This window comes from Streptomyces sp. col6 (assembly GCF_008042035.1).
GTDB lineage: Bacteria > Actinomycetota > Actinomycetes > Streptomycetales > Streptomycetaceae > Streptomyces.
In genome coordinates this window covers 323,919-338,472 of record NZ_RDBL01000027.1, presented here as the reverse complement: position 1 = coordinate 338,472, position 14,554 = coordinate 323,919, and the positions used below count along the sequence as shown (strand labels likewise).

Here is a 14,554-nt window from a genome sequence, read left to right as displayed (position 1 = left end):
CTCCTCCCCTCCCCCTCGACGACACCCGCCACTGGAGGATTTGTGTCGATATCACGTAGAACGTTCAGCAGCGCCCTCGGCGGCAGCGTGCTGGCCCTCGGTCTGACCCAGGGCACCGCGGTCGCCGGCCCCGCCTCGGCACAGGCGGATACCGGGTCCCGGAAGGCCGCCGCGGCCGACGACCCGTACACCCAGGCCTTCCTCACCCAGTACGGCAAGATCAAGGACGCCGCCAACGGCTACTTCAGCCCCGACGGTCTCCCGTACCACTCGGTCGAGACCCTGATGGTCGAGGCGCCGGACCACGGCCACCAGACGACGTCGGAGGCCGTCAGCTTCTGGATGTGGCTGGAGGCGGCCTACGGCCGGGTGACGGGTGACTGGGCGCCGTTCAACGCGGCCTGGGCGGTGGCCGAGAAGACCATCATTCCGCAGCACGCCGACCAGTCCACCAGCGATTCGTACAACCCCTCGGCGCCCGCCACCTACGCACCCGAGCACCCGCTGCCGAGCGGCTACCCCTCCGCGCTGGACGGCACGGTGCCCGTGGGCACCGACCCGCTGTCGGCCGAACTCGCCTCGTCCTACGGGACGATGGACGTCTACGGCATGCACTGGCTGATGGACCTGGACAATGTCTACGGCTACGGCAACAAGCCGGGCACCGGGGGCGAGTCCGGGCCGGGCGCCGGCGCCTCCTTCATCAACACCTACCAGCGCGGTGCGCAGGAGTCGGTGTGGGAGACCGTCCCGCAACCGACCACCGACCTCTTCAAGTACGGCGGCCCCAACGGGTATCTCGACCTGTTCGTCAAGGACTCCAGCTACGCCAAGCAGTGGAAGTACACCAACGCGCCGGACGCCGACGCCCGCGCGGTGCAGGCGGCCTACTGGGCGTACCGCTGGGCCGCCGAGCAGGGCAAGGAGAGCCAGGTCGCGGCCTCGGTGGCGAAGGCCGCCAAGATGGGCGACTACCTCCGCTACGCCATGTTCGACAAGTACTTCAAGCGCATCGGCAACTGCACCGACCCCAACTCCTGCCCGGCCGCGTCGGGCCGGGACTCCCAGCACTACCTGCTGTCGTGGTACTACGCCTGGGGCGGGGCCGCGGCGGGCAGCGGCGGCGGCTGGGCCTGGCGCATCGGTGACGGCGCGTCGCACCAGGGCTACCAGAACCCGCTGGCCGCCTGGGCGCTGTCCAACGTGCCCTCGCTCACCCCCAAGTCCGCAACGGCCAGGTCGGACTGGTCCAAGAGCCTGACCCGGCAGCTGGAGTTCCTGACCTGGCTCCAGTCCAGCGAGGGCGCCCTCGCGGGCGGCTGCACCAACAGCTGGGAGGGCAGCTACAGCGCGCCCCCGGCCGGCACACCCACCTTCTACGGGATGGCGTACGACTGGCAGCCGGTGTACCACGACCCGGCGAGCAACAACTGGTTCGGCTTCCAGGCCTGGGGCATGGAGCGTGTCGCCGCGTACTACTACGTGACCGGCAACGCGACCGCCGGGGCCGTCCTCTCGAAGTGGGTCGCCTGGGCGTCGAGCGAGACGACCATCGGGGCCGACGGCAGCTTCCGCTTCCCCTCCACGCTGAACTGGACGGGCGAGCCGGACACCTGGAACGCCACCTCGCCCGGGGACAACTCCGGTCTGCACGTCTCGGTCGTGGACTACGCCAACGACGTCGGCGTGGGCGCCGCGTACGTCAAGACGCTCACCTACTACGCCGCCAAGTCGGGTGACGAGGACGCGGCGGCGCTGGCGAAGGCGCTGCTGGACGCGATGGCGACGAACACCACGGACAAGGGCATCTCGGTGCCGGAGACCCGGCTGGACTACAACCGGTTCGACGACGAGGTGTACATCCCCTCCGGCTGGTCGGGCACCATGCCCAACGGCGACCCGGTCCGGCCCGGTTCGACCTTCATCGGCATCCGCAGCTGGTACAAGGACGACCCGGACTGGCCCAAGGTGGAGGCGTACCTGGACGGCGGTGACGCGCCCGTCTTCACGTACCACCGCTTCTGGGCGCAGGCCGCGCTCGCCCTGGCCTTCGCGATCTACGCGGAGCTGCTGGTGGAGGGCGGCGGCGGTGAGCCGGGCGGCGACACCGAGCCGCCGACCGCGCCGGCGGGTCTCACGGTGAGCGCGACCACCAAGGACAGCGTCTCGCTCTCCTGGTCGGCGTCCACCGACAACGTCGCGGTGACCGGCTACGACGTGTACCGCAACGGTGTGCTGGCGGGCAACGCGACCGGGCGGACGTTCACCGACACCGGGCTCGCCGCCGCCACCGAGTACACCTACGCGGTCGCGGCGCGGGACGCGGGCGGCAACACCTCGGCACTGTCCGACGCGGTGCTCGCCACCACCAAGTCCGGCGGCTCGGGCGGCACCGGCGCGGTGAAGGTCCAGTACAAGAACACCGACTCCTCCGCGAGCGACAACCAGATCCGGCTGGGCCTCCAGGTGGTGAACACCGGCAGCGCACCCGTCGACCTGTCGACGGTCAAGGTCCGGTACTGGTTCACCGCGGACGGCGGGCCGAGCACCTTCGGCACGTACTGCGACTACGCCGCACTCGGCTCCTCCACCGTCACGCACACGGTGGCCGCCGTCTCCAGCCCGAAGACCGGTGCCGACCGCTACCTGGAGGTCGGCTTCACCGGCGGTGCGGGCACCCTGGCCGCCGGCGCGTCCACCGGTGAGATCCAGCTGCGGCTCAACAAGAGCGACTGGTCGAACTTCAACGAGAGCAACGACTACAGCCGGGCCACCAACACCTCCTACGCGGACTCCACGAAGGTCGGCGCCTACGTCGCCGGCGCGCTGGCCTGGGGAGTCGAGCCGTAACAGGCGGTCGGCACCACCCCGTGACCGGCCGGAGGGCCGGTCACCCACCCACTCCCGATGGCGGGTCACACACTCACCCCGCTGAGCCCGCCATCGGGCCGCACCCCCCATGTACCCGTCTGCGGGGAGTTTCCGCAGGCGTACGAGAGGAGCACGGAGCCGCAATGAGTACCAGAGGCACCATCAAGAACCGGCTGCGCAGGAGGCTGGCCGCAGCCTCCGCCCTGGCCATGGGCGCGGCCCTGGCGGTGGCCCTCCCCACCACCGCCGACGCCGCGGCGGCCCGGGTCGACAACCCCTATGTGGGCGCCAAGGCATATGTGAACCCGGACTGGTCCGCCAAGGCGGCGGCAGAGCCGGGCGGGTCTGCCATCGCCGACACGCCGGCCTTCGTCTGGATGGACCGCATCGCGGCCATCGGCGGGACGCCGGGGGCGATGAGCCTGCGCGAGCACCTGGACACCGCCCTCGACCAGGGCGCGAACCTCTTCCAGGTCGTCATCTACGACCTGCCGGGACGCGACTGTGCCGCCCTGGCGTCCAACGGCGAGCTCGGCCCCACGGAGCTCGACCGCTACAAGGACGAGTACATCGACCCGATCTCCGAGATCCTCGCCGACCCGGCGTACGCGAACCTGCGCATCGTCACGATCATCGAGCCCGACTCGCTGCCCAACATCGTCACCAACGCGGGCGGTACGGCCGGTTCGACCGACGCATGCGCGACGATGAAGGCAAACGGCAACTACGAGAAGGGCATCGGCTACGCCCTGCACACCCTGGGCGCCATCCCCAACGTCTACAACTACGTGGACGCGGCGCACCACGGCTGGCTGGGCTGGGACAGCAACATGGTCCCGGCCGGGGTCGAGTTCAAGAAGGCCGCGACGTCCGAGGGTGCCACCGTCGACGATGTCGCCGGCTTCATCGTGAACACGGCCAACTACTCGGCCCTCAAGGAGCCGAACTTCAAGGTCACCGACTCGGTGAACGGCACCACCGTGCGCCAGTCCAAGTGGGTCGACTGGAACTACTACGTCGACGAGCTGTCATTCGCCCAGGCGCTGCGCACCCAGCTGGTGGGCCAGGGCTTCAACTCGAACATCGGCATGCTGATCGACACCGCCCGCAACGGCTGGGGCGGCGCCGACCGGCCCACCTCCGCCGGCCCGCTGACCAGCGTGGACGACTACGTCAACGGCGGCCGCGTCGACCGGCGCATCCACGCCGGCAACTGGTGCAACCAGAGCGGTGCCGGCATCGGTGAGCGTCCCACCACCGCCCCCGAGCCCGGGATCGACGCCTACGTGTGGGCGAAGCCCCCGGGGGAGTCGGACGGCAACAGCCAGCCCGAGGACAATGACGAGGGCAAGGGCTTCGACCGGATGTGCGACCCGACGTACGAGGGCAACGGCCGCAACGGCAACAGCAAGACGGGCGCGCTGCCGAACTCGCCGCTGGCGGGTCACTGGTTCTCCGCGCAGTTCCAGGAGCTGGTGCGCAACGCCTACCCGCCGATCGACGGCGGCGGCGAGAACCCCGGCGGTGGCACCGACACCCAGGCGCCCACCGCGCCCACCGGTCTGACGTCCACGGCGAAGACCAGCAGCAGCGTCTCGCTGTCCTGGTCCGCGTCGAGCGACAACAAGGCGGTGACCGGCTACGACGTGTACCGGGGCTCCGCCAAGGTGGGCTCGACCACCACGACCTCGTACACCGACACGGGTCTGTCGGCCTCGACGGCGTACAGCTACACGGTCAAGGCGAAGGACGCGGCCGGTAACGTCTCGGCGGCCTCCTCGGCCCTCTCCGTCACCACCTCCGCCGGGGGTGGCACCGGAACCGGCTCGCTGAAGGTCCAGTACAAGAACAACGACTCCTCCGCGACCGACAACCAGATCCGGTTCGGTCTCCAGCTGGTCAACACCGGCAGCACGGCGGTGGACCTGTCCACGGTGAAGCTGCGCTACTGGTTCACCCCCGAGTCCGGCTCCTCCACCTTCGGCACCTCGTGCGACTACGCGGTCCTGGGCTGCGGGAAGCTGAGCCTGGCGGTGAAGACGAACGGTTCGGCGGCGGGTGCCAGCCACTACCTGGAGGTCTCCTTCGGCAGCGGCAGCCTCGCGGCAGGCGCCTCCACCGGTGAGATGCAGTTGCGGCTGAACAAGAGCGACTGGTCCAACTTCAACGAGGCGGACGACTACAGTCACGGCACGGGCACCTCGTTCGCCGACGCTTCGAAGGTCGGCGTGTACACGGCAGGTGCGCTCTCCTGGGGCACCGCTCCCTGAAACACCCACTGGATGATCCGGTGACCGCGTCCGGCCCCGCCACCTGTGTGGCGGGGCCGGACCGCTTTCCCGCACAGCGACCGAGCCTCTTTACGTACAGATGAGCGACGGGTTTTTGTTATGGTCCCCGCCGGGCCGCATCTCCCAGGTGTGCGTGAAGCCAGAACAGGACTCCGGAAGAGTGAGCACAGCATGGGCCAGGACCGCGAACGGGCGTTGATCAAGGCGGCGAGAGCCGGGGACGCCCGCGCCAAGGACCACCTTGTCGCGTCCTGTCTGCCGCTGCTCTACAACATCGTCGGCCGCGCGCTGAACGGGCACGCGGACGTGGACGACGTCGTGCAGGAGACGGTCCTGCGCATGCTGCGGGCGCTGCCGGGCCTGCGGCATCCGGAGAGCTTCCGCTCCTGGCTGGTGGCCATCGCGATGAACGAGATACGCGGGCACTGGCGCGACCGGCAGACCGCGGCGATACCCGTGGAACCCATGACACACGGCCAGGACCGGGTCGACCCGGCTGCCGACTTCGTCGATGTGACCATCCTGCGGCTCGGTCTTTCGGGGCAGCGCCGGCAGGTCGCGGAGGCGACCCGGTGGGTGGACGAGGACGACCGGGCGCTGCTCTCCCTGTGGTGGCTGGAGGCGGCGGGCGAGCTGACGCGGGCCGAGGTGGCCGCCGCGATGAACCTGTCCCCCGAGCACACCGCAGTACGCGTGCAGCGGATGAAGGCGCAGCTGGACACCGCCCGGGTGGTGGTGGGTGCGCTGGCCGCGCAGCCGAGGTGCGTGCTCCTCGACGACATCCTCATCGGATGGGACGGGGCGCCCTCGCCGCTGTGGCGCAAGCGCATCGCACGGCACGCGCGCGGCTGCACCGTCTGCTCCGGCTTCGGCTCGGGGCTCGTCCCGGCCGAGGGCCTGCTGGTGGGGCTGGCGCTGGTGCCGCTCGCGGCCGTCGCGGCGGGCCAGGCGCCGCGGCTGACCGAGGTCGCCGCCACAATGCCCCTGTCCGCGTCCGGCCGCCCCGGCCGGGCGGCGCTGCGACGGGGCCAGGCGCAGCGCCGCCGCCGGCGCAACGCCGTGGTGGCGTCCGTCATCGCGGTGGGCGTCCTGGGCACCGGCGGCGCCGTCGTCCATCTGTCGACGGGTGACAGCGACGACGAGGTCTCCGTGGCGACCGCCCCCGAGGCCTCCGGTCCCCCCACCGCCGCCGCGTCGGGCGACACCTCCGGCTCCCCGACGCCGTCCGCATCCCCCTCGCACTCCGCAGGCAGGAGCGCGAGCCCGAAGGCCACGAAGACGAAGGCCGCTCCGAAGCCGAAGAAGACCGCGCCCGCGAGCAAGCACCCGTCGGCGCCGAAGTCGGCCCCGGCGACCCGGCCGGCCCCGGCACAGCCCACGCCGAGCGCGTCGTCGGACGCGGACCAGGTCCTGGCGCTCGTCAACACCGAGCGGGCCAAGGAGGGCTGCGGTCCGGTGACCGGCAACGATCAGCTGACGACCGCCGCGCAGCGGCACTCCGAGGACATGGCCGCGCACGACTACTTCTCGCACACCTCGCAGGACGGGTCGGGTCCGGGCGAGCGGATCACGGCCGCCGGCTACCGGTGGAGCACGTACGGCGAGAACATCGCCAAGGGCCAGCGCACGCCCGCCGACGTCATGAACTCCTGGATGAACAGCCCCGGCCACCGGGCGAACATCCTGAACTGCTCCTTCAAGGAGCTGGGCGTGGGCATCCAGGACAGCCCCGGCGGCATCGTCTGGACGCAGGACTTCGGCGCGGCCATGTGAGGGAACGGCCGTGTGAGGGGCCGTCCGGCTTCCCGTCCTGAGTGCGGGGTACATGTCACAGCGGGCTACGATCGACCGCCGGGAAGGAGCGGACCGCCCGCACGGCGATGCAATGACCCGCTGATCCCGCACACCGGGGAGACACCGTGTTCTACTACGTCCTCAAGTACGTCGTTCTCGGGCCGGTGCTGCGGCTGCTGTTCCGGCCGGTCATCGAGGGTGCGGAGCACATTCCGGACGACGGCGCCGCGATCGTCGCCAGCAATCACCTGTCGTTCTCCGACCACTTCCTGATGCCCGCGATCATCAAGCGGCGCATCACCTTCCTCGCCAAGGCCGAGTACTTCACCGGCCCGGGGCTGAAGGGCCGGCTGACCGCCGCCTTCTTCCGCAGCGCCGGCCAGATCCCGGTGGACCGGTCGGGCAAGGAGGCCGGGCAGGCCGCGATCCGCGAGGGCCTCGGCGTGCTGGGCCGGGGCGAGCTGCTGGGCATCTACCCGGAGGGAACCCGCTCGCACGACGGGCGGCTCTACAAGGGCAAGGTCGGGGTCGCGGTCATGGCCATCCGGGCGCAGGTGCCGGTGGTGCCGTGCGCCATGGTCGGCACCTTCGAGATCCAGCCGCCCGGCAGGCGCCTCCCCCGTATCAAGCCGGTCACCATCCGCTTCGGTGAACCGCTGGACTTCTCTCGCTACGAGGGCCTGGAGAACGAGAAGGCGGCCATCCGCGCGGTGACCGACGAGATCATGTACGCGATCCTCCGCCTCTCCGGTCAGGAGTACGTCGACGAGTACGCCGTGAAGGTCAAGCAGGCGGCCGAGGAGAAGCAGCCTGGCCGGTTCCCGAAGCTGCGACGCTGAGAGCGGATTCGCGAGCGGTGAAACTGCCTGGTCAGCGCCTTGTTCCTGCCCTAGCGTGCGGAGCGTGAACAAAGGACACGCATGGGTACTGGGAGCGACGGGACAGATAGGGCGGGCCGCCGTGCGCGCGCTGTCGGAGGACGGCTGGGAGGTGACGGCGGCCTCGCGCGGCGGTGGCCGCGACGAGACGTGGGACGAGGGGGTCCGGGCGGTCGCCCTGAACCGCGACGAGGAGGGCGCGCTGGCATCGGCGCTCGGCCCCGGATGCGACGTCCTGGTGGACATGGTGGCGTACGGGCGGCAGCACGCCCGGCAACTGACCGCTCTCGCGGACCGGATCGGTTCGGCGGTGGTGGTCTCCAGCGGCGCGGTGTACGAGGACGAGAAGGGCCACAGCTTCGACACGCAGGGCGAGCCGGGCGGGGCGCCCCGCTATCCGGTGCCGATCCCGGAGTCGCTGGACACCGTGGCGCCGGGCGAGGCCACCTACGCGACGCGCAAGATCCAGCTGGAACGCGACCTCCTCGAGGCCGGGGACGCGCTGCCCACCACGCTGCTCCGGGCGGGCGCGGTGCACGGCCCGCACTGCCGGTCACCGCGTGAGCTGTATTTCGTCAAGCGGGCGCTGGACGGCCGGACCCGTCGCGTACTGGCGTACGGCGGGGCGTCCCGCTTCCACCCGGTCCACTCGGCGAACATGGCCGAGCTGATCCGGCTGGCCGCCGCCCGGCCCGGTTCCCGGGTGCTGAACGCCGCCGATCCGCAGGCGCCGACGGTCGCGGAGATCGGCGAGGCGGTGGACGCGGTGCTGGGCCGGAGCACGGAAACGGTGCTGATGCCCGGCGAGCCGTCCCCCGATGACGTCGGCTCGACGCCCTGGAGCGCGCCGCACTCCATCGTCTTCGACATGTCGGCGGCCGAGCGGGAACTCGGCTACCGGCCCGTGACGGGGTACGCCGAGTCGCTGCCGGAGACCGTCGAGTGGATCACCGGGCAGCTCGCGGGACGGGACTGGCGGGACGCGTACCCGGCCATGCTGCGGTCGTACGGCACGAGCCTGTTCGACTACGCGGCGGAGGACGCCTGGCTGGCGGAGCACGACCGGAAGGGGTGAGGCCGGGCGGGGTCAGCCCGCCTTCACCGCGTCCATCGACATCAGCCCGCGCAGGCCGTTCTCCAGGACCTCCGGGCCGGTGTCGCCGAACATGGCGAGCTGGGCGATGAACCCCTGGGCCGTCGCGATCAGGGCTCTGGCGACGTGCTCGTCGGGCACTTCGGCCCGGAGCACACCGGCCTCCCGGTACAGCCCGACCAGCTCGGTCCAGGCCCCGCGCAGCCCGCCGAACGCCTCGGTGAGGGTGGCCGCCAGCCGCTCGCTGCGCAGGGTCTCGGACCACACCTGGATGATCAGCCCCGCGTACGGCCGGGGCTCGAGCCCCCGCCCCGATTCCAGGCCGTTCCCGAACAGGGACCGCGCCACCCGGCCGATGAGAACGTCCGGTGCGGGGACGGGGGTGTCCCGCGCCGCCCCCTCGAAGGCCCGGCGCACTCCGTCGACCGCCTCGGTGGCGATGGCCGCGATCAGGTCCTCCTTGCCGCTGAAGTAGCGGTAGACGGCGCCCGCCGACAGGCCGACCTCCCCCAGTACATCCTGCATCGAGGTGCCGTGGAATCCGTCGCGGGCGAAGCAGCGCGCGGCGCCGTCGAGGATCTGCCGGCGGCGGGCGTCGAGGTGCTCCTGGGATACGCGTGCCATGCGCCCAAACTAAAACGAACATTCATTCTTGACAAGGAAGCGAGGGCGGGGCGACAGTGACAGAGACATAAAACGAACGATCATTCTCTTTGAATCGAGGTCTGTGCCATGTCCCTCACCCCGAACCGCCGCATGGTGGGGGTCGTCCTGCTGGTGCCGGTGGTGGTGACCCTCGCCCTGTGGGCCTTCGCCTGGCCCGCCGCCCGGACGGCACCGCGCGACCTGCCCATCGGAATCGCCGGATCCGCGCCGGCCGCGGACCAGGTCCAGCAGCGGTTCGAGGAGCACGACGGCGCCTTCGAGATCCACCACTACGCCTCCGAGGCCGCCGCCAGGGAAGCGATCGAGGACCGGACCGTGTACGGCGCGGTCGTCGTCTCCGAGAAGGGCCCCGCGCTCCTGACGGCGAGCGCCGCCGGCCCCGTGGTCGCCCAGCTGCTGCACGAGGCGGTGAGCGCCGGCGCACCGGCCGGCTCCGTCGTCCCGGTCACCGACGTCGTGGCCGCCCCCGCCGCCGACCCCAGGGGCGCGGTGCTCGGCTCCAGCATCATGCCGCTGGCCATCGCAGGCGTCGCCGCCGGTGCGGCCGTGACCCTGCTGCGGGTGCGCGGCGCACGGGGCGGTGCCGCACTGCTCGGCGTGTCCGTCGCGGTGGGGCTCCTCGCCACCGCCGTGACGGACAGCTGGCTCGGCGCCCTCACCGGCGACTGGTGGGCCGAGGCCGGGAGCATCGCCCTGACCGTACTCGCCATCGGCGCGCCGGTGGCGGGGCTCGCCGCCCTGATCGGGACACCGGGCATCGGCCTCGGCGCCCTGCTCATGGTGTTCCTGGGCAACCCGTTCTCCGGAGTGACCAGCGCGCCCGAGCTGCTGCCCCGGCCGGTCGGCACGCTCGGCCAGCTGCTGCCGCCGGGGGCCGGCGGGTCACTGCTGCGGTCGGTGGCGTTCTTCGACGGCGCGACGGCGGGCGGCGCGGCCCTGACGCTCTCCGTGTGGGCGGTGCTCGGACTCGCCGCCGTACTCGCCGGCGGCCGCCGCAGGACCACGATGGAGGGCGCCTCGCCGGCCCCGGCCGCGCGGGAGCCCGCACTGGCGGGCTGATCCGCTCGCACACCACGGCAAGGCGCCCCCGCCCCTGCGGGCGGGGGCGCCTTGCCGTGTGCGGAGGTCAGTCGTCCCGGCCGTGGTGCCCGCGGTGCTCAGCCGCGATGCCGAAGCGCTGCCGTTCGCCCGGAGCGGACGCCCCGGAGTCGATCGAGGAGACCGAGCTGATCACGTGCTCCTGCTCCGCCGCCTCCTCCTTCTCGAGTCGTTCGAGGTCAGCGGCCGACACGAGGGCGACGAGCGGTTTTCCGTGCCGCGTGACGACCACGCGCTCGCCGCCGTAGACGACGCGGTTGATCAGTTCGGCGAGTTCAGCACGGGCTTGCGTCACCGGAATCTCGTAAGCCATGCTCCCATCATAACCTTCTGTACGTCCTGTACATTTTTTACGGAAGCGTGTGCGGGTGCTCCGCTGCGCCCGCGCCACCGGAGGAGAGGCACAGCCGTGTACCGTCCCGCCGCCCGTCACGTCCTGCCCGAGTTCACCGAGCGCACCTCCCGGGGGACCCGCACCCTCGACCCGTACTCCAAGCTGCTGGCCGAGCGCGTCGTCTTCCTCGGCACGGACCTCGACGACACCGCCGCCAACGATCTGGTCGCGCAGCTGATGTATCTGGAGCACGACGCACCGGACCGGCCCGTCTCGCTGTACATCAACTCGCCGGGCGGCTCGTACGGGGCGATGACGACCCTCTACGACACGATGGCCTTCCTCAGCTGCGAGGTGGAGACCTACTGCCTCGGCCGGGCTGGGGCCGGCGCGGCGGTCCTGCTCGCCGCGGGCGCGCCGGGCCGACGGCACATGCTGCCGGGCGCCAAGGTGGTCGTGAGCCAGCCCGCGCTCGACGAGCCCCTGCGGGGGCAGCCGTCCGACCTGGAGATCGAGGCGCGCGAACTGGCCCGGATGCGCGAGACGATGACCGGCATGCTGGCCCGGCACACCGGCCGCTCCGCCGAGCAGGTCTCCGAGGACACCGAACGCGACCTCGTCCTCGACGCGGAGGGCGCGCTGGCGTACGGGATCGTCGACCACATCGTGCGGGACCGGGTCCCGGTGCCGCCGCACTCCGAGCGGTGAACCGGGGATGCAGCCACCGGAGTTCTCGCCGCTGCCCGCCCTGACGGGGGCCGAGTGCGAGTTCATCGACCGCTATCTGCATGTCCTCGACGAGCTGGGCCGGATCAACCCGGCCCGCGGTGACGACACGTACACCGCCCTGCGAGCCGCCCAGGCGCTCGCCTCGCACGCGGCGGCCCTGAGGGACGCGCTCGCGCTGATGCACCGGCGCGGCGAAACACGCATCCACAGCACCACGTTGACCCGGGCGCTGCGGACGCTGGACGGGGAGCGGCGGGCGGCCCGAGTCACCCTGCCGCCCGCTCCGCCGAGTTGACGGAGCGGATCGCGCCGACACGCCCGACGGGCGAACGGGTTTTCTTCGCTCGTTCGGCGTAGGCGTTCCCCCTCACGAGCGACGGCCCGATTTGCCTTTTCCTGATGCGCGCGGGGTGGATTCCTTCGCGACACCGCTGGTACGGCCACGGCCGCGGGAGGCGGGCGAACAGCCGGAAAGCCCCCTGTCCACCTGAACGGACCATCCGTGACGATCTTCACTTATGGCTGTTTCGCCTCGGAAAACGGGCCCGAGGTGAGTCAAGATCCGTGGGACGACAAGCCCCCGCCACCGCGGCGGGGCGGTCCGGGCGGACGCCGAGTCCTGCCGCCGTCCGGATGACTGGTCGACAGGAGTGGATCGGCAGGAGTGGAGGACCCGAGCACTACGGGACCGCCGGATCTCCGGTTGTCCCTCGGGGTGAAGCCGCCGAGCGCGGCCGGGCAACTTCGCCAGCCCGAACCCGACAGGTCATCCTTCACAGGCGGCTGACGAAGGGTTGCGCATGAGTGCGCAGGTTCAGGTCCCGTCTCTGCTCGCCCGAGCCACCACGGCCTCGGTCATGACTCTCGCCGCCGTCGGCGGCACGCTGTTCGTCCCCGGTGCCGCGTCCGAGGCGCAGGCGGCGGGCCATGCGATGAAGGCTCTGAAGATCGCAGCGTCGAAGAAGGGGGCGCCCTATCGCTGGGGTGCCACCGGGCCCGGCAGTTTCGACTGTTCGGGCCTGACGCTCTACTCGTTCAAGAAGGCCGGCAAGAAACTCCCCCGGACGGCCCAGCAGCAGTACAACAGGACCAGGCACATCTCGGCGTCCAAGCGGCAACGAGGTGACCTGGTCTTCTTCCATGCCGGGCGCAGCGTCTACCACGTGGGCATCTACGCCGGCAGTGGGAAGATCTGGCACTCGCCGAAGACCGGTGCCGTGGTCCGCCTGGAGAAGATCTGGACCAGGAGCGTCTACTACGGCCGGGTCGGCTGACGCCGGCGGGGCGGGCGTGCCCGGCCTCAGGGCTGGACGGGGACCTGCCACGGGAGTTCCACCCAGACGGTCTTGCCCCCGTCGGCGGTGGGTGTGACGGTCAGCCGGCCGCCGTGCTCCTTGGCCAGCGAGCGGATGATGACCATGCCGCGCCCGTTGTCCTGCTGGACGGCGGCGGGCAGCCGCTGGGGCCGGCGGGGATGGCTGTCCGTCACGCCGAGGCGCAGCCGCTCCTCCCGCTCCAGCCGCAGGTCGATGGTGAAGGTGGGTGACTGGCCGAAGGTGTGCAGAACGGCGTTGGTGGCCAGCTCCGAGATGATCAGCCGCAGGGAGTCGGCGGCCTCCGCGTCGTCGGGCATGCCCCACTCGGCCAGTACCCGGGCCACGTATCTCCGGGCCGCGGAGACCGAGACCGGCTCGCTCGGCAGAGTGACACGTGCTTCTTGATGGTCTGCCATGGCGAGCCGTCCCTTTCCCACCCAGTACCGGCCCGGCAAGCCGTCCGGTCGCGCTTCGCGCCAGATTGCCACCGATGCTGCCCCGCGCGGGGGCGATCGGCCAAGATATGCATATATCTGTCGCTCAAACCGGTGAACTCTTCCCGCAAGGCCTCCCGCCGGAGCCACACTGTCCCCTCGTCAGGCAGCGGGAGGGAGCCATCAGATGCAGCACGGTCCTGCGGTGCGGCGCCGCAAGCTCGGGGAGGAGCTGCGGAGTCTGCGCCACGCGTCGGGTCTCACGAGCCGGGAGGCCGCGGGACTGCTCGGCTGGCACCAGTCGAAGGTGAGCAGAATCGAGACAGGTGTCAGCGGGGTGCGGCCGGATGACGTGAACCGGCTGCTGGACGCGTACGGCATGGACGATCCGAAGCTGCGCGAGGTCCTGGGCGCGCTCGCCGGATCGGCGGGCGGGGGCGGCGCCGGGTGGTGGCACGCGTACCGCGGTCTCATCCCGCCGCAGTACCGCGACTTCATCAGCCTGGAGTCGCAGGCGCGCACCGCCCGCACCCTGGAGACCTCCGTGGTACCGGGCCTGTTGCAGACGGCCGACTACGCCCGCGCGGTGACCCGGGCCACCCTCGACGGGCTGCCGTCCGGTCAGCTGGACTCCCTGGTGGAGGTACGGCTGACCCGGCAGGGCGTGCTGCGGAACGACCCGCCGCTGCGCCTGAGCGCGGTGCTCGACGAGGCGGTGCTACGCCGGGAGGTGGGTGGCCGAAGAGTGATGCGGGAACAGCTGCGCCATCTCGCGCGGGTGGCCCAACTTCCCCACGTGCAAATCCAGTTACTTCCGTTCTCGGTCGGCGGGTATGTGAGCCTCACCAGTCCTTTCGTCATCTTCTCCTTTCCGACCGCTTCTGATCTTGACGTGGTCGTACTTGACCACTTGACGAGTAGCCTCTATCTGGAACGGAAAGAAGACCTTGCGGCGTACAGCTCGGCCTTCCGGACCCTCCAGACGCACGCGCTGTCGCCGGAGCACACGCTGGACCTGATCGCCGCGATCGACCGCGACGATCGGTGACC

The 14,554-nt window shown here is 71.0% G+C and carries 13 protein-coding genes and 1 riboswitch; of the genes, 10 read left to right on the top strand and 3 right to left on the bottom strand.

Annotation, left to right across the window (positions count from 1 at the left end; translation table 11 throughout):
* Window positions 1-87 precede the first annotated feature (87 nt).
* The 5 genes from EAO73_RS28745 to EAO73_RS28725 all read left to right on the top strand — a co-directional run bounded on the left by EAO73_RS28745 (window position 88) and on the right by EAO73_RS28725 (window position 8,909).
* Window positions 88-2,850, top strand: a complete 2,763-nt coding sequence (locus tag EAO73_RS28745) for a glycoside hydrolase family 48 protein (RefSeq protein ID WP_147974486.1) — start codon at window positions 88-90, stop codon at window positions 2,848-2,850.
* Window positions 2,851-3,014: 164 nt separating this feature from the next.
* Window positions 3,015-5,141 (top strand): glycoside hydrolase family 6 protein, encoded by a 2,127-nt coding sequence (locus EAO73_RS28740; RefSeq protein WP_318153294.1) that lies wholly within the window; start codon window positions 3,015-3,017, stop codon window positions 5,139-5,141.
* A 192-nt stretch (window positions 5,142-5,333) separates the two neighbouring features.
* Complete coding sequence (locus tag EAO73_RS28735) at window positions 5,334-6,935, top strand: sigma-70 family RNA polymerase sigma factor (RefSeq protein ID WP_147974427.1); 1,602 nt, start codon at window positions 5,334-5,336, stop codon at window positions 6,933-6,935.
* Window positions 6,936-7,081: 146 nt separating this feature from the next.
* Window positions 7,082-7,795, top strand: coding sequence for a lysophospholipid acyltransferase family protein (locus tag EAO73_RS28730; protein ID WP_147974426.1), 714 nt, complete (start codon window positions 7,082-7,084; stop codon window positions 7,793-7,795).
* Between the two features lie 64 nt (window positions 7,796-7,859).
* Window positions 7,860-8,909 carry an NAD-dependent epimerase/dehydratase family protein gene (locus tag EAO73_RS28725; protein ID WP_147974425.1) on the top strand — a complete coding sequence of 350 codons (1,050 nt, stop codon included), beginning with the start codon at window positions 7,860-7,862 and terminating at the stop codon, window positions 8,907-8,909.
* 12 nt (window positions 8,910-8,921) lie between these two features.
* Here EAO73_RS28725 and EAO73_RS28720 read toward each other — a convergent pair whose 3' ends face one another.
* Entirely contained in the window at window positions 8,922-9,551 is a 630-nt protein-coding gene (locus EAO73_RS28720; RefSeq protein ID WP_147974424.1) for a TetR/AcrR family transcriptional regulator, read from the bottom strand.
* 108 nt (window positions 9,552-9,659) lie between these two features.
* Between EAO73_RS28720 and EAO73_RS28715 the strand changes: the two genes are divergently transcribed.
* Complete coding sequence (locus tag EAO73_RS28715) at window positions 9,660-10,652, top strand: ABC transporter permease (protein ID WP_147974423.1); 993 nt, start codon at window positions 9,660-9,662, stop codon at window positions 10,650-10,652.
* A 67-nt stretch (window positions 10,653-10,719) separates the two neighbouring features.
* On the opposite strand, the gene EAO73_RS28710 is transcribed toward EAO73_RS28715, so the two are convergent.
* Window positions 10,720-11,004, bottom strand: a complete 285-nt coding sequence (locus tag EAO73_RS28710) for a type II toxin-antitoxin system Phd/YefM family antitoxin (protein WP_147974422.1) — start codon at window positions 11,002-11,004, stop codon at window positions 10,720-10,722.
* 96 nt (window positions 11,005-11,100) lie between these two features.
* Between EAO73_RS28710 and EAO73_RS28705 the strand changes: the two genes are divergently transcribed.
* The 3 genes from EAO73_RS28705 (at window position 11,101) to EAO73_RS28695 (ending at window position 13,028) form a co-directional block, all read left to right on the top strand.
* Entirely contained in the window at window positions 11,101-11,733 is a 633-nt protein-coding gene (locus tag EAO73_RS28705; RefSeq protein WP_147974421.1) for an ATP-dependent Clp protease proteolytic subunit, read from the top strand.
* Window positions 11,734-11,740: 7 nt separating this feature from the next.
* A complete protein-coding gene (locus tag EAO73_RS28700) occupies window positions 11,741-12,049 on the top strand; it encodes a hypothetical protein (RefSeq protein WP_147974420.1) in 309 nt (102 codons plus the stop codon).
* A gap of 305 nt (window positions 12,050-12,354) precedes the next feature.
* Window positions 12,355-12,551, top strand: a riboswitch (cyclic di-AMP (ydaO/yuaA leader).
* A 3-nt stretch (window positions 12,552-12,554) separates the two neighbouring features.
* Window positions 12,555-13,028 (top strand): C40 family peptidase, encoded by a 474-nt coding sequence (locus EAO73_RS28695; protein ID WP_147974419.1) that lies wholly within the window; start codon window positions 12,555-12,557, stop codon window positions 13,026-13,028.
* A gap of 26 nt (window positions 13,029-13,054) precedes the next feature.
* On the opposite strand, the gene EAO73_RS28690 is transcribed toward EAO73_RS28695, so the two are convergent.
* Window positions 13,055-13,486 carry an ATP-binding protein gene (locus tag EAO73_RS28690; protein WP_147974418.1) on the bottom strand — a complete coding sequence of 144 codons (432 nt, stop codon included), beginning with the start codon at window positions 13,484-13,486 and terminating at the stop codon, window positions 13,055-13,057.
* Window positions 13,487-13,691: 205 nt separating this feature from the next.
* Here EAO73_RS28690 and EAO73_RS28685 point away from each other — a divergent pair, with 205 nt between their 5' ends.
* Complete coding sequence (locus EAO73_RS28685) at window positions 13,692-14,552, top strand: helix-turn-helix domain-containing protein (RefSeq protein WP_147974417.1); 861 nt, start codon at window positions 13,692-13,694, stop codon at window positions 14,550-14,552.
* Window positions 14,553-14,554: the final 2 nt, after the last annotated feature.